The organism is Neptuniibacter sp. QD57_21, assembly GCF_047778075.1.
Taxonomy (GTDB): Bacteria; Pseudomonadota; Gammaproteobacteria; order Pseudomonadales; family Balneatricaceae; genus Neptuniibacter.
Genome location: NZ_CP180549.1, coordinates 3556585 through 3573886 on the forward strand (window position 1 = coordinate 3556585; position 17302 = coordinate 3573886).

The window sequence follows — 17302 nt, forward strand, 5'->3', positions numbered from 1 at the left end:
CTGTTTAAATCGAATTCTTAGTCAAAAACTTTTTTGCCGTTACGGACAAAAGAAGGACGAATTACACGTACAGACACCAACTTGCCTTTACCACGCAGATCCACTTCAGCTGTATCCGTTGTGCCCACAGGCACACGTGCCATAGCGATCGAACAACCCAACGTCGGAGAGAATGTACCACTGGTAATCTCGCCTTCGCCAATGCCGTCTACTACAACCTTCTGATGTGCACGCAATACACCACGCGCTTCCATCACTAGACCTACAAGCTTATGGCTCACACCTGCATCACGTTGCTGCTGTAGTGCTTCACGGCCGATAAATACACGATCTTGCGGTTCCCAAGCGATCGTCCAACCCATATTAGCTGCTAGCGGAGAAATAGTTTCATCCATATCTGCGCCATATAGGTTCATACCCGCTTCTAAACGCAAAGTGTCGCGCGCACCAAGTCCACACGGAGCAACACCAGCATCCGCGAGTGCCTGCCAGAAATCTGCCACCTCATCTTCAGGCAGCATCACTTCTAAACCGTCTTCACCAGTATAGCCAGTTCTCGCAATAAACCAGCCTTCGGACTCTAAACCTTGGAAAACACTTAACTGATCGATCAAGTTAGCGCGGGACTCTGTTACAGCTTGTTTAGCCAACGCTAATGCGTCTGGGCCTTGCACTGCTACCATCGCCAATTCTGGCTGTTCTGTTAGCGCAACGTCATCAAAGCTAGCCGTCTGGTCAGACATCCAACGTAAATCTTTTTCGCGTGTTGCACAGTTCACAACGACACGGAACCACTCGCCAGCAACACCTGGCTCTGTCATTAGGTAGACAATAAGATCATCAATTACACCAGCATCTTCATTCAGCATGCCGCTGTACATCGCCTTACCCTTTTCCTGCAACTTAGCAACATCGTTTGCTAGCAGGTAACGTAAATACTCTTTAGCGTCTGTGCCGGTAACGTCTACAACCGTCATGTGGGAGACATCAAACATACCAGCAGCTTGTCGAACCTTGTGATGCTCATCCACCTGAGAACCATAGTGGATTGGCATATCCCAACCACCGAAGTCGACTAGCTTAGCACCCATCTCTTGGTGCTTTTCGTACAATGCAGTTTTGCTACCCATATTATTAACTCTTATCAGGGGCTAGCTTAGGCCTTGTTATCGTCATAAACAGGTCTTGCTAGGCTTTAACAACTGCTTTTCAGCTCAAGAGCGAATCAATTGACCTGAAAAACAAAAAAAGGGAAGACAATTTATAGGGATTCTCTTCACAGTTCAATCTTTGAACGACAAACTAGGGTTGCGACTATGGTCGGATCAGATTATCCAAGCCGATTATTCTTGAATGCTTCTCTGCGCCAATTGCGGCAAACGACCAGATAACCCCATCGCATCCATCACAATATGATTTTTAACGGGCGATAGTTTATCCAATAAGTTCATGCCCATATTGCGCGCCAAGCAAGCTAAAGGCTGTCTGGTATTAAATAAACGTTTAAAGCTTTCCATAGCTAAGGACATCTGAATATTGTCATTACGGCGTTCGCGCTGGAATCTGCGTAACACCGATTGAGCGCCTAAAGGCTCACCTCGACGCGAAGCGTCCATCAATGTTTCAGCTAACTGAGCGGCATCTAACAAACCTAAGTTCACACCCTGACCTGCCAGAGGATGGATGGTATGTGCCGCATCCCCAATCGCTGCAAAACCCGGCTGAATGTAATGCTGAGCATGACGCTGTCGTAACGGGAAAACACTGCGCTGATCGCACCATTCTATGTCCCCTAGACGGTTCTCAAATGCACGACCTAATTGCTGGCAAAACGCTTCATCTGGCAATGCCATCAATTCATTGGCATGTTCTGGCGATGTCGACCAAACAATCGAGCAGTAGTAGTCGCCCTCTTCGTTACTCAAAGGTAACAATGCCAGCGGTCCATCCTCGGTAAAACGCTGCCAAGCGGTCGCTTGGTGCGGCTGTTCGGTTTTAACGGTGGTCACAATGGCATGATGACCATAATCCCATTCCACCATCGGTAAGCCCGCATGTTGACGTGTTTTCGATAACGCGCCATCCGCAGCAACCACTAGATCCGCTTGAATGATACGACCATCACTCAATTTCACCGCACGACCTTGATCAGACTGGGGAGATAACTCCGTCACTGTCACACCGGTAATCAGTTCTACTGAAGGTTTTTCTAGAAGAACCTGATACAAACCCGCCAGTGTCACACGGTTTTCTACAATATGACCTAGAGCCGGCTCATGCAGTTCTCGCGCTGAAAAGTGAATATGCCCAGTCCCTTCGCCATCCCAAACATCCATCTCAGTGTAAGGACTTAGACGATAATCTTGCATATACTTCCAAGCACCTACAGACGTCAAGATCTGCTGTGAGGCACAGGTAAGCGCGCTGACACGAGGGTCATAGCCCTTGGCTTGTGCGCCTTCAACAAACTCAGAGAAACCACTGATATCGCCTTCGCGTTGTTCTAAAAGCGTGACTTTAATATCGGCATCCGCCAAAGCCGCAGCAAGGGTAACTCCCACCATGCCGGCTCCAACAATAACTACATCTGAATTAAGCACTTGTGCCTGTGTATTTTCTGGCATGATCTATCTCTATTTCAGGTCTGGAGCAGGCATATCTAAGCCCATGGCACCACGGGCAAAAACGGTTCTAGCAGGCGGACAAATATCTAATAGTTGCAGGCCTAGGTTACGGCCGGCAGCAAGCAGAATATTATTATTAGAAAACAGCTTCATAGTCTGATCGCTCAGCCCAATTGTGCGCTGCTGATCTTGTCGTTGCTGTTCGTAGAAATCCTGAAGTACGTTTAAGTCACCTAGATTACCGCCCGCTTTACGAGCTTGAATCAGGTGATCAGCTAAAGCGACAACACCACGTAACGCCAAGTTGTATCCTTGTCCAGCGATTGGATGCAAAGCATGCGCTGCGTTACCTAAGACCACTAAACCCTGACGCACCTGCTCCTGTGCTAAAACCAGTTTTAGAGGATAGGCATGTCGTTCACCCACTTTGACAAAATTACCTGCGCGATGACCAAAACGTTCGTGTAGACGCGCTATAAACTCAGCTTCGTCAAGCGCCATCACTTCATCGACTTGATCATTAGGCACTGTCCAAACTAGACCACAACGATGCTCACCGTTTTGTTCTTCCAACGGTAATAGCGCCATAGGACCCGTATCGGTAAAACGCTCATAAGCAATATCATTATGTGAGCGATCTAAGCTGACGTTGGCTATGACAGCGTGTTGTTCATAGGTCGTTTCGCTATAGTTCATACCCATCCCTTCACGCAATGAGGAACGGCCACCATCAGCCATCACAACCAATTCAGTCGTTAACTGATGCGTCTCACCCTCTTTTTCTAGGGTGACGCCCATCTGGTCAGAGCCATACTGAACATCTGTCACTTCTGCAGGGCAGATAAAATCAATGCGCTTCGCATCATCCTGCTGTAAACGATCTAACAACACGCGTCCGAGCCATTGGTTTTCGACCACATAACCCAGCGCAGGCACTCTTTCCTGCTCTGCATGCAGACGCGTTACACCAAAATGACCTTTATCTGAAACGTGAATATGTTTGATAGGTGCTAAATGCGTTTTTAGCGTTGGCCAAATACCCATGACTTCGTAGATAGAACGGCTTCCATAAGCCAATGCCGTCGCTCTGGAATCATAGCTTGGCTGATACTCCAGAGCACTTTTCTCAGGCATAGGAAAGGCTTCAATTACGGCGATATTCAGATCAAGCTGTTCACTCGCTGGCAGAAGAGCACAAGCTAAACTCGCGCCCACCATGCCGCCACCGATCACCACAATGTCATAGTGCTGTTTCATTTTGCTGCCATTAACGCTTCAATTTCTGCAATTTCTTTCGGCACAGCTGCAGTAAGGTTTTCGTTCCCCTCTGCAGTGATCAAGATATCGTCTTCAATACGTACACCAATACCGCGCCAACGAGGTTCAACATTTTCGTTGTCCGCAGCGATATAGATCCCTGGTTCCACCGTCATCACCATACCAGGCTCTAACGGACGCCATTCGCCATCGACTTTGTAATCGCCAACATCATGAACATCCATACCTAACCAATGACCAATACGGTGCATATAAAAATCACGGTAGCGACCCGCTGAGATCTCTTCACTCAAGGTACCCGATAGCAAACCTAGCTCAATCAGTCCTGCGGTTAACACTTCTACCGACTTTTCGTGTACGGCTTCCCACAAAACACCTGGTTTCGCGAATTCAATACAAGCTTTCTGTGCTTTCAAAACCAGTTCGTATATTGCCGCTTGTTCTAGACTAAAGCGACCATTTACAGGGAAAGTACGTGTAATATCGCCGGCATAATGATCTAGCTCACACCCGGCATCAATTAACACCAGATCACCGTCATTGAGCGGTTCGCTGTTTTCGATGTAGTGCAGCACACAAGCATTTGCTCCGCCACCCACGATCGTCGAGTACGCTGGCTGGCGTGCGCCATTCATCGCAAAGTGGTGCAAGATCTCCGCTTCTAACTGATATTCCATCACGCCGGGCTTACACAGTTGCATCGCCTTGATATGCCCCTGCGCAGAGATCTCACCGGCACGACGCATCATATCTTTTTCTGCATCGCCTTTGATCAAGCGCATTTCATGTAACAGGCAATCCAGCATCACCAATTCAGAAGGCGCAACTGCCCCTTGGCGTACTTTTGCCCTAATCAGGTTAAGCCAGTGTCGAACGCGTTGATCAAGCTCTTCATCTTTACCAATGGAGTAGTAAATTCGAGAAACGCCATTTAATAGGCCCGGTAGAATATCGTCGACTTCATCAATGGCATGGGCTTCATCCATGCCATAGTCATTAACAGCGCCTTCAGGCCCTGCACGATAGCCATTCCAGATCTCCATCAGCTTGTCACGATTACGACAGAACAGCACCGATTCACCATCTGTACGACCCGGCATCAATAGCAACACAGCATCCGGCTCGTTAAAACCTGTTAAATAGTAAAAGTTGCTATCCTGACGAAATGGATATTCAACATCGCTATTGCGCTGCTTCATCTGCGCAGAAGGAATAATCGCGATACTGCCCGGTGACATCTGCGCCATCAACGCAGCACGACGTGCGACAAACTGATCAAGACCGATCTTCATTAATGCAACCTGTTGTTTTCTGGCTTAGCTTTAGCAAACTCTTTTTCTTTCTTTTCTAACGCTTTATTACACTCGGTAAACAGCATCAAAACAGCCATACGCACATATTCTTGAACTTCCATCAGATCAGCTTCGTTTTCATCAAGCTCTTCCAGATCGGAAGAGATTTGTGCGATTTGACCAAGGTCATTTAGCGTCTCTTTCGCTTCAGGCGATAAGCTGGCATCTGTATGTTTGCCATAGAGACCGAATCCACTTAGGAAGCTCTGACACCAACGCCCTAGCGATTCAGCACGCATAGAGATCTCATCCTCATCATCTGGAAGCACCATATCGAACTCCAGATCCATACTTTCCATACAGCCAAGCGTAGCGGTGTAAAGATTCGTCACCACAGACTTACTGCTATCTTGAGAGAGCGATTCTATATCGAGCAATTCATTAACAATTTTCTCCAACGCCGCTGGTTTTAAACGTGCACCCGCAGCTAAATGTCCCGAGATAACTCCGTGGAGTTCTGAAGGTGAAACAGCTCTCACCCCCTCCTCTACAAACATATTTGCGATAAGTTCAAAATCGGGTAGATCTACAGGTACATTTTCTAAAGACATGAATCGAATCCATCAATAATATCGTGCTGTTAATCCTAGCATTTCAACACTTCCTGTGCAGCGTCATTGACCCACAGACAGGGGCTGATTATAGTCCTGCTGAGAATAATTTAGCATTAGGGGCATTCTTTCTGCATGACTGAGCATTACTTTAACGCGCTGGAACAGAAAATCGATCAACTTCTGGAACGCTGCGAACAACTAAATCAGGAAAATATTCAGCTGCGTGCCCGTGAACAACAGCTTAAAGAGGAGCGTGCTCAACTAGTACAGCTCAACGAACAAACGCAATCCAAAATTCAAGCGATGATCATGCGACTTAAAGCGTTGGAGCAAAACAAATGAGCCAGCCAGAATCCCAACCTGTCACTATTACTCTGCTCGACAAAGAGTTTAATTTTAACTGTCCGGCTGACGCAGAAGCTGAATTATTGGCTTCCGCAGACTTTCTTAATGAGAAAATGCTAGAGATCAGAAAAACAGGCAAAGTATTAGGACTTGAGCGGATAGCAGTGATGGCAGCGCTCAACTTGGCTCATGAGTTATTACAATCGAAGCAAGCAAACACCAGCAATATTGAAGAACGCCTACGTCACCTTGGCAACAAAATTGATCAAGCGTTAATCAACGAAACACAAACTGCTGACTCGGACAGTTAACCACTGTCCTTGAAAACTTTTCAACTTAAGAAAAGTGTTTATTTAACAGCCAGTTACAGCACCACCTAGCAGAAAATATTTTTATTACAAGTCCTGACACCGGCATCATAAAGGGTATAATAAAAACATGCCCTGGGGTGTTCGACCGTTGGTTACGTCCCTCGAGCCGATAATCACACTTTTGGGGGTTGCTCGTAGTTTCTGGTGTGCATGTCCGATTTACCGGAAAGCCTAATGATACTCAGTAACCACCTCCTTGAACCTTCGGGTTCAGGGCCATATCCGACACCGGCACCTTGGGGATCTTCATTTCACAATGACTCAACAACGCAAACAACTCCGCCAGCGTATTCGTCAACTCAGACGCTCTTTAACTCCTCTACAACAGGAACAAGCCGCACAAGGTTTGCTAAAGAATATACGCACCCGCGCAGATTTCAGACGCGCTAAGAGTATCGCTATCTACTTACCTAACGATGGTGAGATAAACCCTGAACCGTTGATTCACTACTGCTGGAAATTAGGCAAGAAAGTCTACCTACCGGTATTGCACCCTATTCTTCATAATCGCTTATGGTTTACGCCGTACACAAACCAAACGCCGATGATTAAGAATATCTACGGTATCCGTGAACCTAAACTGCAACCGCACAAACGCAGAGCCGCTTGGGCGATAGATTTAGTTTTGCTACCTCTAGTCGCCTTCGATGCAAAAGGCAATCGTATGGGCATGGGCGGCGGATACTATGACCGCACATTCGGCTTTAAAAATCTGAAGAAAAGCATAAAAGGACCAAGCCTTATCGGGCTGGCGCATGAAATTCAGAGAGTAGAAGAGTTACCTGTAGAGAGCTGGGATATCCCTCTAACATCGATTGTTACTGATAGCAGAAGCTATCTATAACGCAATTGAAAGCTTAACTGTTAAAGACTTGCTCAAACAGGGAAGCAAACTGGAAATCTGCATGCGATACGCCGGTCATTACAGACCCTAGTACAAACACGACTACCAAGATTAGAACCAGATCAGGACCTTTTTTCATTATTCTGCCTATAAGGTTTACCACACATTAAACAAACGCTCGTTTACTTAATGCCCGGCCGTAGTTTTTCATAAATACAGTTTTTTGCAACCCCTTATAAATCATGGGGCAATAAAACTATCGGCCAGTTACATAATTATTTTAATCCAGAATTGTAAAAAGAGCCAATTACCTACTGATTTATAAACTTTTTTGCAGAAAATTAAGAAAAATCATCATAAAAGGTATGGTTAACATCGAGAAAAGTGTCTGTCCGGTGATAATGGCAGCCATCATTTGCACATCCCCACCAAGCTGACGCGCCAGAATATAAGAGGATGCAGCCGTTGGTAAGGCCGCGTACAACCAGATAATTTCAGCATTTGGCAGCCCCAATACAACACAGATCAGAAAGGCCAATAACGGCATTAATAACAGCTTGATCAACGAGGTCACACTTAGCGCTTGGCCACTTTTCATTAGGACCTTAAAGCTCAGTCCTGCTCCTACAGATAACAGCCCCAATGGCAGAGCCATACGACCGAGGAATTCAGCGATAGGCATCAGCAGATCCGGAAAACCTACCCCCGTCTGATTTAACAACAGACCACACAAGCTTCCGACAATAAGGGGGTTCTTTAACAACGCTAACAACACGCTCTTAAAATCTTGAGTTCTACGAGTAAAGTAGGAAAAGACCAGCACACAGCAGAAATTCAACAAAGGGATCATTAGCGCCATTACCACTGCACCTACCACTACTCCTTGAGGACCAAACAAGGTCGCCGAAGCAGCCAAGCCCACATAGACATTAAAGCGAATTCCACCCTGATAAATGGAGGTAATCCCGGCAGCATCGACCTTCAAGAACGGTTTAGCCAAAAAGACCAACACACTACCACCCAAAACCAGCAACACAACAGCCAACCCCACCTGATCCAGAGGAACAGCAGTCATATCTGTACTGGCTAAACGGGACACCAACAAAATAGGAAACAGTACAAAGTAAGTGGCCTTTTCCGCCTGCCCCCAAAAGTCATCGGTTAGAAATCCGCTCTTTCTCGCCGCATAACCTAATAAAATAAGTGCAAATACCGGCCATAGAGCACTGATAATTTCGATCATAGTGTTATAGTGATCTTATAAAGTTAATAATGATGTACAGAGTGGAGCCTACAATGATGACATCTCTTGTCTTAACCGTCATCGGTCCTGATAAACCAGGTCTGGTCGAAATGCTAGCGCAAACCATTACTGAAAATGGCGGCAACTGGCTAGAATCCGGTATGTCCAGATTAGCTGGAAAGTTTGCCGGCATTCTAATCACCGAAGTTCCTGAAGATAAAGCAGCCTCATTAACTGCAGCGCTAACAGCGCTAGACGCTCAAGGCTTGAAGGTAACAGTTGAACAGTCTTCAGCACCAGAAGTCACTGGCGCATCTCAGCACTTTAAACTTGAGTTGGTTGGCCATGACAAACCTGGCATCGTGCGTGATATTTCTAGCGCACTAGCTAAACGCCACGTAAACGTTGAACGCCTAAACACAGAACTCGTGTCTGGTTCTATGTCGGCTGAATTGCTGTTTAAAGCAGAAGCTGAGCTACTCGCATCTAGCGACCTAGACTTAGATGAGCTGCAACAGGATTTAGAAAATATTGCTAGCGATCTAATGGTTGATATCAGCTTAGATAAATAAACCATACCGCAGACAAACAAAAAACGCGCTTACCTTTCTCAAGGCAGCGCGTTTTTTTATTTCTAAGATGAGCTATTAACCACGCGCATCCAATTTAGCCTGACCACGCTTCACTGCTGCACGTACTTGATTTGGCGCTGTACCACCAATGTGGTCACGTGCTGCTACAGAACCTTCAAGCGTTAGCACTTCAAATACATCCTGCTCGATCGTATCGGAGAACTGAACAAGCTCTTCCAACGTCATTTCACCTAGATCTTTATTCTGCTCGATGCCGTAGGCTACAGATTTACCTACAACTTCGTGAGCATCACGGAAAGGCATACCTTTACGCACTAGGTAATCCGCCAAGTCAGTCGCTGTAGAGAAACCGCGAAGCGCTGCTTCACGCATACTGTCTTTCTTAGACTCAAGCGCAGGCACCATATCAGCAAATGCACGTAGACAACCTTTCACTGTGTCGATTGCATCAAACAGCGGCTCTTTATCTTCTTGGTTATCTTTGTTGTATGCCAGTGGCTGAGACTTCATCAACGTTAGCAAGCTCATCAAGTGACCGTAAACACGACCGGACTTACCACGTACTAATTCAGGTACATCTGGGTTCTTTTTCTGCGGCATGATTGAAGAACCTGTGCAGAAGCGATCTGGCAGATTGATGAAATCAAACTGAGCAGATGTCCATAGAACCAACTCTTCAGACATACGCGTTAGGTGCATCAACAAGATACTAGACGCGGAGCAGAACTCGATCGCGAAATCACGATCAGATACAGCATCCAAAGAGTTCTCAGCCGGAGCATTAAACTCAAGTAGCTCGCAAGTTAGGTCACGCTGAATCGGGTAAGTCGTACCCGCAAGTGCTGCAGCACCTAGTGGCATGATGTTGGCGCGCTCACGGCAATCTTCGAAACGGCCGAAGTCACGCGTTAGCATCTCAAACCACGCAAGCAGGTGGTGACCAAAGGTCACAGGCTGAGCTGTTTGAAGGTGCGTAAAACCTGGCATGATCGTATCAGCTTCACGCTCAGCAATACCTAATAGGCCCTGCTGTAGGCGCGTAATTTCAGCCAAGATTAGATCAATCTCATCACGTAGGTACAAACGAATGTCGGTCGCCACTTGGTCATTACGAGAGCGACCCGTGTGTAGTTTCTTACCTGTGATACCAATTTTCTTAGTCAAAGCCGCTTCGATGTTCATGTGTACATCTTCTAGCTCAATTGACCATTCAAATTCGCCACGCTCAATTTCGACACGAATTTCGCCAAGACCACGGATAATATCGTCACGCTCTTCTTCTGTAAGAACGCCTGCTTTTGTCAGCATCTTCGCATGAGCAATAGAACCGCGAATATCCTGCAGATACATACGCTGATCAAATTCAACGGAAGCCGTAAAACGCGCAACGAAAGCATCCGTTGGCTCATTAAAACGACCGCCCCACTGCTGGTTAGTTTTATCACTCATGGGAAAACCTCAAATTACTCGGAGACTTAATCAGCTATTTTTAGCCGATATCACAAAATTTGCGCGACATTATATCACGCCCTTTCGCTTGAGGTGTCTATATCGCGCCCTGCAATCTGCTACAATCGGCAACAAATATTAAATATGCCGTATTTGAGACTACTTTTATGAGCAGAACCATCCGCATTGCTACCCGTAAAAGCCCATTGGCCCTATGGCAGGCAGAATATGTAAAAGCCGAGCTAGAACGCCATCACGCAGATATTAAGGTCGAATTACTCGGCATGGTATCTAAAGGCGACAAGATTCTAGATGCACCGCTAGCCAAAGTGGGTGGTAAAGGTCTGTTTGTAAAAGAGCTAGAAGAAGCAATGCTAGCCGGTGAAGCTGATATCGCGGTTCACTCCATGAAGGATGTACCGATGGAGTTTCCAGAAGGCTTAGGTTTGGCCGTGATCTGCCCACGCGAACAACCAACCGATGCTTTTGTTTCTAATACTTACAACAGCATTGATGAACTACCTCAAGGCGCTGTAGTCGGTACCTCTTCTCTACGTCGTGAAGCGCAAATTCGTGAAAAACGCCCTGACTTAAAGATCAAATGGCTTCGCGGTAACGTCAATACACGTCTACGTAAATTAGATGAAGGCGAGTACGATGCGATCATCCTTGCCTCTGCAGGTCTGATTCGTCTAGAGATGCCTGAGCGTATTCGTTCAGAAATTTCTGTAGATTTCAGCCTACCGGCAGGTGGCCAAGGCGCTGTAGGCATTGAGTGCCGTACAGATGATGCTGAACTGCATGCACTTCTTAAGCCTCTACACGACACCGAAACGGCTTGGCGTGTAACGGCAGAGCGCGCAATGAACAAGCGCCTTGAAGGCGGTTGTCAGGTACCGATCGCCTGCTACGCGACACTGAACGATGACAACTCCGAACTATATCTACGTGGCCTAGTTGCAAAACCAGACGGTACGTTGATTCTACGCGACGAACAACGCGGCGCTCCGGCTGATGCCGAAGCCATTGGTGTAGAACTGGCTGATCGCTTATTAGCTGCAGGCGCTAAAGAGATTTTGGACGCTGTATATAACAAAGCAGATGCCTAACTCTTTAGCCAACCTTAGGGTTCTGGTGACACGTCCTGAGCATCAGGCCCAAAAGCTTACCGAACAACTCCGCGCCCTTGGCGCGGAACCAATCCCCTTTCCGCTACTCAAAATCCAACCTATCTCTGAAACTGATGAAAACTTTCATCCGCTGAAACAACACATTTTAGATCTAGATCTATTTCAGCATGTCATTTTTATCAGCCCTAATGCGGTAGAGCTTGGTTATGAGTGGATCGACTTATACTGGCCGCAACTGCCACTTGGCGTACAGTGGCTAGCCATCGGAAAGCAGAGTGCGGCTGTATTGAACAACTATGGTATAGATGCCTATCACAGCCCTCTGGGGTACGATTCAGAAGCGCTATTAGCATCACCGGCGCTACAACAGATTACTGGCGATAAGATTTTAATTATGCGAGGCCAGGGTGGACGGGAAAAATTAGCCACTGAACTTCGTGCACGGGGAGCAGAGGTTAGCTATGCTGAACTCTACCGCCGTGAATGTCCTGCATATTCCGACGCTGATATTGCCGATGCCCTTTTTATTCGGCCATTAGATGCCATATTTATCAGCAGCGGCGCAGGACTCGACAATTTACTGGACTTGATACAGCGCCCTAATGGGAAATTCAGCACTGATTCACTATTACGCTGTCATCTTGTTGTGCCCAGTGAACGTATTAAAAAAGCTGCCGAAGCAGCTGGATTCAACAGAGTAACCACGGCCTCGGGGCCAGACGATCAAGCAATGATCGACACCCTGAAGCAGTCACTGACTTTTGCGGAAATCGACAGATGAGCAACAAAAAGAAACAATCGCAGGAAGACAAGAAAACCACTCAAGATTTACCTGCAACTGAGGTTGTTGAAGAAGTGGTTGAAGAGACTACTGAAGCAGTCGCTGAACAGGAAGAAGCCGCTGTAGAAGAGACTAAAAAAGAAGCAGAAGATACAACGGCTGAAGCAGACAATGTCGCTGCAGCAGAACCATCTGCTACTGAACCAAAAGCAGAAAAAAAGAAGAAGCCTGCAACATGGCCTGGCAAACTAGCACTGCCTATCTCTATCATCGCTTTAGGTGCTGCTGGTTACCTTTACTGGCTATCTCTACAACAGAGCGATAGCGTTGCTCAGAACAACGCTGCAATTGAAGCTCAGGTTAGCTCCTCTCTAAGCGACGCTCGCGGCTCTGTAGATCAAGCTTTAGCTGGCATGAACCAAACATTGGGCCAACTAAAATCTCAAAGCCAAGCAGACAAAAACAACATTGATGAACTGCAAGCACGTCTTACTAAAAGCATCCAACAGGTGACAGCTAACCAGAAAACCAATCGTAAAGACTGGCTTCTGGCTGAAGTGGAATATCTATTACGTCTCGCTAATCAGCGCGTACTGATGGAACAAACATCTGCAGGTGCACTGAAACTACTGAAATCTGCTGACAAGATCCTTAAAGAGACTGACGACGTTTCCATTTACGATGTACGTAAGGCTTTAGCTGCTGATATCGCAGCATTAGAAGCAGTACCAGTATTGGATACAGAAGGCGTATTCCTGCAGCTTGGCGCATTGAACAATCAGGTACAAAATCTACGTTTAATCCCAATTTCTAAACAGCACAAGCTACCTGATCTATTAGAAGAAGTTACGCCAGAAGTGGTCGAAGAGTCTTGGACTGCCGGTCTAGAAGAATCATGGAGCAAAGCAACCGACAAACTTAACAAGCTTGTGGTTATCCAGCACCGTGACGAGCCAATTGAACCATTACTATCACCACAGCAAACATACTACCTACAGCAAAATCTTCACCTAATGCTAGAACAAGCTCAGCTTGCTCTACTACAGCGCAAGCAGTCATCTTATGATGCCAGCCTAAACAAAGCGCACGATTGGGTTTCTACTTACTTCGAGCAAAGCGACGGCACTACACAAAGCTTGCTGCGCGGTATTTCTGAGCTGAAGAGCGTTAAAGTAACGGCTGAGATGCCAGATATTTCTGGTTCTCTTCGCAGCCTGAAGAACTACCTTGCTCATATGACAAAACTTAAGGAACAAGGGGCTTCATAATGAAAAAACTTGTCCTACTTCTGCTGATCATTCTTGCTGGCGGTGCATTCGTCGGTGAGATGATGATCAAAGATTCAGGCTATGTCTTGATCGCTTATAACCAAACAACGATCGAAACCAGCCTGTGGGTTCTTCTCATCGTTTTGGCTGTAGGTTTTGTCATTGGTCACTGGCTATTAAACTTAATCACTCATACTCAGTTGCCAACCACTAAGCTAAAAGCTTGGAAAGATAACAGAAACCAGCTAATCAGCCGTCGTAAGACGCTGAAAGGTCTAACTTCTCTATCTGAAGGCAACTGGGCTCAAGCACAGAAGCAGCTGGCACAAGCCGCTGAGCGCTCTGACCTGCCGCTAGTAAACTACCTAGCTGCAGCAAAAGCTGCACATGAGCAAAACAATGAAGCTGCAGCTGACGAACTTCTACAAAAGGCACGTAACACAACGCCTGAAGCCGAAGTAACTGTTGCTATCTCTCAAGCTGAGATTCAACTATCTCGTGGTCAGCTAGAGCCTTGCCTAGCAACACTTCTACGTTTGCGCACACTCGCGCCTAAAAACACATACGTAATGAAGTTGCTGAAAGATGTTTACCTTCGTCTGAATGACTGGAAAGCACTTTCTCAACTAATTCCTGCACTGCGTAAACACCAAGCGCTGAAAACGGAAGAGCTATATGAACTAAGCGCAGAATGCTGTACTCATATTCTTGAAGACAGTGTTAGCAAGCTTCCTGTGGAAACCAGTGAAGAAGACCGCCTAAAAGCATTAAGCGATGCTTGGTCTGATCTGCCGACAGAGCAAACTAAGAATGGTGAAATCGTTCAGCGCTACACCGAACTACTTGTTTCTCTTGGCGCCGAAGATCGTGCAGAGCAAAACCTTCGTTCCTTGATTAAGAAAAACTGGGACGAAAAACTGGTTACGTTGTATGGCCGCATCAATGGCGAGAATGCCAAGAAGCAGCTTGATAGTGCACGTAGCTGGCAGAAAGCTCACGCCGAAAGCCCTGAACTATTATTGACGCTAGGCCGTCTATCCCTGCGCAATGAGCACTGGGGGCAGGCAGTTAAGTATTTTGAACAAAGTCTTGAGCTAGATGCAAAACCAGAGACTTTAGGTGAGCTAACGCGCCTACTTCGCCACCTAGGCGAAGATGAAAAGGCCCAAGGTTTACTACAAGAAAACCTAAGCATTGTGGCATCAGGCTTACCTGAACTACCAATGCCAGTAGAGCAAAAAGCTAGCGCTTAATAGCCTTACAAGACCATAAAAAAGGATGCTGTATAGCATCCTTTTTTATTTATTCGGTTTGCACTAATGCCTCCATCGCCTGTTCTGCCCAATGCAGGCTATGTCGATAGGCCACATCAAAAAATTCTTTGCCAAAAGGAGAAGTTTCAACCTCTTCCCAATCCGCTTTTTCGAAAGCAATCACAACTTTCAGCAATCCACCTAAATCGCCTTCAAAATCAGATATTGCATGCTTAATGCTGTCATCTAGGGGAATCTGACGCAAAATTTCATCCATTTCCACATCTAATAAGAGGTCTAACTGAGAGATCATCCCCACCATAAAAGCACTGTCTTGCTGCAATGATTCAGATGATTCTGCTAGTAACTCACACATACGACCACGGACCAATAGGTTTCTAGCAAGCTCTTCAGGCTTATCAGGGTTACTGGCTAATGTAATCAGAGTCGCCCACTTCCGTATTTGGTCATGCCCCAATATCACCACCGCCTGCTGCATCGAGTCAATTGAACGGTTCTGCTGGTAAGCAGCGGAATTAACCACCTTTAGAATCTTAAAACTAAGCTTAGGGTCCATAATAATCAGCTCTTCAATTTCTGAAGGCGTAATATCTGGACGCTGCAACTGTTGCAAAAGCTGCATTAAAGCCGCGCTATTACCCGGAACATCTTTCCCTAGTACCTTAACTGGACGACTAATAAAACCACCTTGAAACAGCTTAAATCCGACCTTTTTACAGAACTGTAGGGTTTCAAAGTCATCTACATTTTGCGCTAATGCGGTCTTTTTCGCTTTATTCAGCGTGGCTACTAGCTTTTTAATTTTAGCCCGATGCATCAAACTAAAATCGATTTTGATGATATTGACCAATTTAATTAAGGGGATGAGATGAGGTTGCATTGAGAACCCATCCAAAGCAATTCGGTACCCTTGTTTAGACAGCATTCTAAGGTGAGAGACAACCTCTTCAGTCACCGTTATATCTGGATGGACTTCAATAACTATCTCTTTTCTTGGCAATGCTAGAGAGCTACCCTCCTGTAACATCGAACTAGGAAAAGGCAGAAAGACCGGTACTTTATTGATATGCCCGTCTTGAAACAGACTAGTAAAGGTGTGCATAACTAGCATCGACCCTTCCGTTTCAGGGTCAAATAGCGAGTCTTCAATGTATTCAGAATATTGATAGCGCAGCTGGTAAGAAATGATCTTGAGATTCCGATCAAAGATGGGCTGCCGAACCATCAATACTTCAGAGCCTTGCCCTTCCATAGAACTCAAAAGCCCCTGAGGTAGTTATGGATTTAATAAAGCTTATCCCGCTACTGAAGTTATTGCCAGCCAAAAGCAAAAGAGGAGCTCTCTGCTCCTCTTTTATTTACTCTACCGAACTTTTTGATAACCTATAGTCTATCGAGACGCATTGCTCGCTCTTCGTTGACTGACTATCTGCCACAGAAACTCAACCGCAGCGATAACCAGTATCGTATAGCCCATAAGCTCAGTTCCTTCTTCTACAATATTCTTCACGACCCTTACATAGCCATCACCCATCACCGCTTCCCAGAAGGAACCGCGGCCAAACAGACGTGAAAATACCAATACAACCAAGATACCGCTCAGATAGATACCAGCACTGGACAGTTTCGAGAATTCAATTAAGGAAGGTTTAACCGGGTGATGTTGCCTAATCAAATATAAAGTCGATGTCGCAATTAAGATACAAACCAGCGTCTGCCATGCGCCATCAAACATATTCTCATCTAAAAAGGCATCAAACTCACGAATCAGCATCATGCCACTCAGCGTTGCAACAACCACGGCAGCTGGACGCAACGTGTCACTGTAATAAGCACCGATTAAAAACAACATACAGGTAACGAAAGCAAACGTATCATGCATCAACTCTGTCGCCGAACCTTCATCGTACTTACTCTCTGCCAACAGGGCATAACCTTCCATTGCAAAGATATTTGCTACACCTGCCATAAAAAGCAGATAAACAAGGGAACGAATCATTAAGGCAGCGAATGATTGCATCTGAATACATCCAAGTAAGTTGATAGAAACAGGTAAAACGTCTAGCTAGTGCAATTCTGGCTCGGTGTTTATCGATAACCGTTCAGATAGAGATCCATAACTAAGCGATTAGGGTAAGCGCGAACCGTGGATTCTAATAAAAAATGATCAGAAAAGCATTTATAAGAAAGCTTTGT

18 protein-coding genes and 1 other RNA gene are annotated in these 17302 nt (G+C 46.0%); 9 read left to right on the top strand and 10 right to left on the bottom strand.

The genetic code is table 11. From position 1 onward, the window contains the following. Positions 1-17 precede the first annotated feature (17 nt). From gcvT to ACMXYS_RS16380, 5 genes are all read right to left on the bottom strand, one after another. Positions 18-1130 carry a glycine cleavage system aminomethyltransferase GcvT gene (gene gcvT, locus ACMXYS_RS16360; RefSeq protein WP_415897125.1) on the bottom strand — a complete coding sequence of 371 codons (1113 nt, stop codon included), beginning with the start codon at positions 1128-1130 and terminating at the stop codon, positions 18-20. A gap of 213 nt (positions 1131-1343) precedes the next feature. Further along, on the bottom strand, positions 1344-2624 hold the full coding sequence (locus tag ACMXYS_RS16365) for a UbiH/UbiF/VisC/COQ6 family ubiquinone biosynthesis hydroxylase (protein WP_415897126.1): 1281 nt from the start codon (positions 2622-2624) through the stop codon (positions 1344-1346). A gap of 9 nt (positions 2625-2633) precedes the next feature. Beyond that, entirely contained in the window at positions 2634-3881 is a 1248-nt protein-coding gene (gene ubiH, locus ACMXYS_RS16370) for a 2-octaprenyl-6-methoxyphenyl hydroxylase (protein ID WP_415897127.1), read from the bottom strand. Next, positions 3878-5194, bottom strand: a complete 1317-nt coding sequence (gene pepP, locus ACMXYS_RS16375) for a Xaa-Pro aminopeptidase (RefSeq protein WP_415882768.1) — start codon at positions 5192-5194, stop codon at positions 3878-3880. The genes ubiH and pepP overlap by 4 nt, the downstream gene beginning before the upstream one ends. Next, positions 5194-5805: a UPF0149 family protein gene (locus tag ACMXYS_RS16380; RefSeq protein ID WP_415882769.1), complete on the bottom strand. Its 612-nt coding sequence runs from the start codon at positions 5803-5805 to the stop codon at positions 5194-5196. Before ACMXYS_RS16380 ends, pepP begins: the two co-directional genes overlap by 1 nt. Positions 5806-5940: 135 nt before the next feature. On the opposite strand from ACMXYS_RS16380, the gene ACMXYS_RS16385 reads away from it, so the two are divergent. From ACMXYS_RS16385 to ACMXYS_RS16400, 4 genes are all read left to right on the top strand, one after another. Beyond that, positions 5941-6150, top strand: coding sequence for a TIGR02449 family protein (locus tag ACMXYS_RS16385; protein WP_415882770.1), 210 nt, complete (start codon positions 5941-5943; stop codon positions 6148-6150). Then, entirely contained in the window at positions 6147-6464 is a 318-nt protein-coding gene (locus ACMXYS_RS16390; protein ID WP_415882771.1) for a cell division protein ZapA, read from the top strand. Before ACMXYS_RS16385 ends, ACMXYS_RS16390 begins: the two co-directional genes overlap by 4 nt. A gap of 126 nt (positions 6465-6590) precedes the next feature. Continuing rightward, a non-coding RNA gene (gene ssrS, locus ACMXYS_RS16395) (6S RNA) lies at positions 6591-6771 on the top strand. Between the two features lie 9 nt (positions 6772-6780). Continuing rightward, positions 6781-7368 carry a 5-formyltetrahydrofolate cyclo-ligase gene (locus ACMXYS_RS16400; protein ID WP_415897128.1) on the top strand — a complete coding sequence of 196 codons (588 nt, stop codon included), beginning with the start codon at positions 6781-6783 and terminating at the stop codon, positions 7366-7368. Between the two features lie 13 nt (positions 7369-7381). On the opposite strand, the gene ACMXYS_RS16405 is transcribed toward ACMXYS_RS16400, so the two are convergent. Both ACMXYS_RS16405 and ACMXYS_RS16410 read right to left on the bottom strand, forming a co-directional pair. Next, complete coding sequence (locus tag ACMXYS_RS16405) at positions 7382-7507, bottom strand: hypothetical protein (RefSeq protein ID WP_415882773.1); 126 nt, start codon at positions 7505-7507, stop codon at positions 7382-7384. Positions 7508-7687: 180 nt separating this feature from the next. Continuing rightward, positions 7688-8611 (bottom strand): AEC family transporter, encoded by a 924-nt coding sequence (locus tag ACMXYS_RS16410; protein ID WP_415882774.1) that lies wholly within the window; start codon positions 8609-8611, stop codon positions 7688-7690. A gap of 53 nt (positions 8612-8664) precedes the next feature. On the opposite strand from ACMXYS_RS16410, the gene ACMXYS_RS16415 reads away from it, so the two are divergent. Next, positions 8665-9183 (top strand): glycine cleavage system protein R, encoded by a 519-nt coding sequence (locus tag ACMXYS_RS16415; protein WP_415882775.1) that lies wholly within the window; start codon positions 8665-8667, stop codon positions 9181-9183. A 75-nt stretch (positions 9184-9258) separates the two neighbouring features. On the opposite strand, the gene argH is transcribed toward ACMXYS_RS16415, so the two are convergent. Continuing rightward, positions 9259-10653, bottom strand: a complete 1395-nt coding sequence (gene argH, locus ACMXYS_RS16420; protein ID WP_415897129.1) for an argininosuccinate lyase — start codon at positions 10651-10653, stop codon at positions 9259-9261. Between the two features lie 167 nt (positions 10654-10820). On the opposite strand from argH, the gene hemC reads away from it, so the two are divergent. From hemC to ACMXYS_RS16440, 4 genes are read left to right on the top strand one after another with little or no spacing between them, the layout of a single operon-like run. Beyond that, positions 10821-11762, top strand: a complete 942-nt coding sequence (gene hemC / locus ACMXYS_RS16425; protein ID WP_415897130.1) for a hydroxymethylbilane synthase — start codon at positions 10821-10823, stop codon at positions 11760-11762. Between the two features lie 25 nt (positions 11763-11787). Further along, the gene (locus ACMXYS_RS16430) at positions 11788-12564 is read left to right on the top strand and encodes a uroporphyrinogen-III synthase (RefSeq protein ID WP_415897131.1); all 777 of its coding nucleotides are present in this window, start codon (positions 11788-11790) and stop codon (positions 12562-12564) included. Next, the gene (locus ACMXYS_RS16435) at positions 12561-13832 is read left to right on the top strand and encodes a uroporphyrinogen-III C-methyltransferase (RefSeq protein ID WP_415897132.1); all 1272 of its coding nucleotides are present in this window, start codon (positions 12561-12563) and stop codon (positions 13830-13832) included. The genes ACMXYS_RS16430 and ACMXYS_RS16435 overlap by 4 nt, the downstream gene beginning before the upstream one ends. Continuing rightward, positions 13832-15085: a heme biosynthesis HemY N-terminal domain-containing protein gene (locus ACMXYS_RS16440; RefSeq protein ID WP_415897133.1), complete on the top strand. Its 1254-nt coding sequence runs from the start codon at positions 13832-13834 to the stop codon at positions 15083-15085. The genes ACMXYS_RS16435 and ACMXYS_RS16440 overlap by 1 nt, the downstream gene beginning before the upstream one ends. A 49-nt stretch (positions 15086-15134) precedes the next feature. Here the strand turns inward: ACMXYS_RS16440 and ACMXYS_RS16445 are convergent, their stop codons facing one another. Then, on the bottom strand, positions 15135-16358 hold the full coding sequence (locus ACMXYS_RS16445; protein WP_415898268.1) for an EAL and HDOD domain-containing protein: 1224 nt from the start codon (positions 16356-16358) through the stop codon (positions 15135-15137). A gap of 138 nt (positions 16359-16496) precedes the next feature. Then, complete coding sequence (locus ACMXYS_RS16450) at positions 16497-17126, bottom strand: hypothetical protein (RefSeq protein WP_415882782.1); 630 nt, start codon at positions 17124-17126, stop codon at positions 16497-16499. Positions 17127-17302 lie beyond the last annotated feature (176 nt).

Excerpts from the sequence above, each read along its gene's own strand:
- gcvT (WP_415897125.1), bottom strand. The coding sequence starts at position 1,130 with ATGGGTAGCAAAACTGCATTGTACGAAAAGCACCAAGAGATGGGTGCT.
- ACMXYS_RS16365 (WP_415897126.1), bottom strand. The coding sequence starts at position 2,624 with ATGCCAGAAAATACACAGGCACAAGTGCTTAATTCAGATGTAGTTATT.
- ubiH (WP_415897127.1), bottom strand. The coding sequence starts at position 3,881 with ATGAAACAGCACTATGACATTGTGGTGATCGGTGGCGGCATGGTGGGC.
- pepP (WP_415882768.1), bottom strand. The coding sequence starts at position 5,194 with ATGAAGATCGGTCTTGATCAGTTTGTCGCACGTCGTGCTGCGTTGATG.
- ACMXYS_RS16380 (WP_415882769.1), bottom strand. The coding sequence starts at position 5,805 with ATGTCTTTAGAAAATGTACCTGTAGATCTACCCGATTTTGAACTTATC.
- ACMXYS_RS16385 (WP_415882770.1), top strand. The coding sequence starts at position 5,941 with ATGACTGAGCATTACTTTAACGCGCTGGAACAGAAAATCGATCAACTT.
- ACMXYS_RS16390 (WP_415882771.1), top strand. The coding sequence starts at position 6,147 with ATGAGCCAGCCAGAATCCCAACCTGTCACTATTACTCTGCTCGACAAA.
- ACMXYS_RS16400 (WP_415897128.1), top strand. The coding sequence starts at position 6,781 with ATGACTCAACAACGCAAACAACTCCGCCAGCGTATTCGTCAACTCAGA.
- ACMXYS_RS16405 (WP_415882773.1), bottom strand. The coding sequence starts at position 7,507 with ATGAAAAAAGGTCCTGATCTGGTTCTAATCTTGGTAGTCGTGTTTGTA.
- ACMXYS_RS16410 (WP_415882774.1), bottom strand. The coding sequence starts at position 8,611 with ATGATCGAAATTATCAGTGCTCTATGGCCGGTATTTGCACTTATTTTA.
- ACMXYS_RS16415 (WP_415882775.1), top strand. The coding sequence starts at position 8,665 with ATGATGACATCTCTTGTCTTAACCGTCATCGGTCCTGATAAACCAGGT.
- argH (WP_415897129.1), bottom strand. The coding sequence starts at position 10,653 with ATGAGTGATAAAACTAACCAGCAGTGGGGCGGTCGTTTTAATGAGCCA.
- hemC (WP_415897130.1), top strand. The coding sequence starts at position 10,821 with ATGAGCAGAACCATCCGCATTGCTACCCGTAAAAGCCCATTGGCCCTA.
- ACMXYS_RS16435 (WP_415897132.1), top strand. The coding sequence starts at position 12,561 with ATGAGCAACAAAAAGAAACAATCGCAGGAAGACAAGAAAACCACTCAA.
- ACMXYS_RS16440 (WP_415897133.1), top strand. The coding sequence starts at position 13,832 with ATGAAAAAACTTGTCCTACTTCTGCTGATCATTCTTGCTGGCGGTGCA.
- ACMXYS_RS16445 (WP_415898268.1), bottom strand. The coding sequence starts at position 16,358 with ATGGAAGGGCAAGGCTCTGAAGTATTGATGGTTCGGCAGCCCATCTTT.
- ACMXYS_RS16450 (WP_415882782.1), bottom strand. The coding sequence starts at position 17,126 with ATGCAATCATTCGCTGCCTTAATGATTCGTTCCCTTGTTTATCTGCTT.